This window comes from Limosilactobacillus mucosae (assembly GCF_046939755.1).
Taxonomy (GTDB): Bacteria; Bacillota; Bacilli; order Lactobacillales; family Lactobacillaceae; genus Limosilactobacillus; species Limosilactobacillus mucosae_A.
In genome coordinates this window covers 1-1,033 of record NZ_JBKZAY010000071.1, presented here as the reverse complement: position 1 = coordinate 1,033, position 1,033 = coordinate 1, and the positions used below count along the sequence as shown (strand labels likewise).

Below are 1,033 nucleotides of genomic sequence, written 5' to 3'. Positions count from 1 at the left end.
TGAGGCAGACTCACTTGCGCTCAAGGATGCACTGGTTGAAGCTGACTCGCTCGCACTCAGGGAGGCACTCGTTGAGGCTGATTCGCTCGCACTTACTGATGCACTCGTTGAAGCAGATTCACTTGCACTCAGTGATGCGCTCGTTGAGGCAGACTCGCTCGCACTTACTGATGCACTAGTTGAGGCTGATTCACTCGCACTCAAGGATGCACTTGTTGATGCTGATTCACTCGCACTTACTGATGCACTAGTTGAAGCAGATTCACTTGCACTCAGGGAGGCACTTGTTGAGGCTGATTCGCTCGCACTCAAGGATGCACTAGTTGATGCTGACTCACTCGCACTCAAGGATGCACTCGTTGAGGCTGACTCACTTGCACTTACCGAAGCACTCGTCGATGCGGATTCACTCGCACTTAGGGATGCACTCGTTGAGGCTGACTCGCTTGCACTTACTGATGCACTCGTTGAAGCTGACTCGCTCGCACTTACTGATGCACTAGTCGAGGCCGATTCACTCGCACTCAAGGATGCGCTGCTTGATGCAGATTCACTGGCACTCAGTGATGCACTTGTTGATGCGGATTCGCTCGCACTCAGGGATGTACTGGTTGAGGCTGACTCGCTCGCACTCAAGGATGCACTCGTTGAAGCTGATTCGCTCGCACTCAGGGAGGCACTAGTCGAGGCAGACTCACTTGCACTTACCGAAGCACTAGTCGAGGCGGATTCGCTCGCACTTACTGATGCACTAGTTGAGGCTGATTCACTCGCACTTACTGATGCACTAGTTGAGGCTGATTCACTCGCACTTACTGATGCACTAGTCGAGGCAGATTCACTGGCACTCAGGGAGGCACTCGTTGAGGCTGATTCACTAGCACTCAAGGATGCGCTCGTTGAGGCGGATTCGCTGGCGCTTACTGATGCACTCGTTAATGCGGATTCGCTCGCACTCAGTGATGCACTAGTCGAGGCTGATTCACTCGCACTCAAGGATGCACTAGTCGATGCCGATTCACTCGCACTTACG

The 1,033-nt window shown here is 53.2% G+C and carries 1 protein-coding gene; it reads left to right on the top strand.

The window, feature by feature from the left end; translation table 11 throughout:
- On the top strand, positions 1-1,033 hold a 1,033-nt coding region (locus tag ACLUWI_RS10110), incomplete at both ends, for a hypothetical protein (protein WP_412147218.1).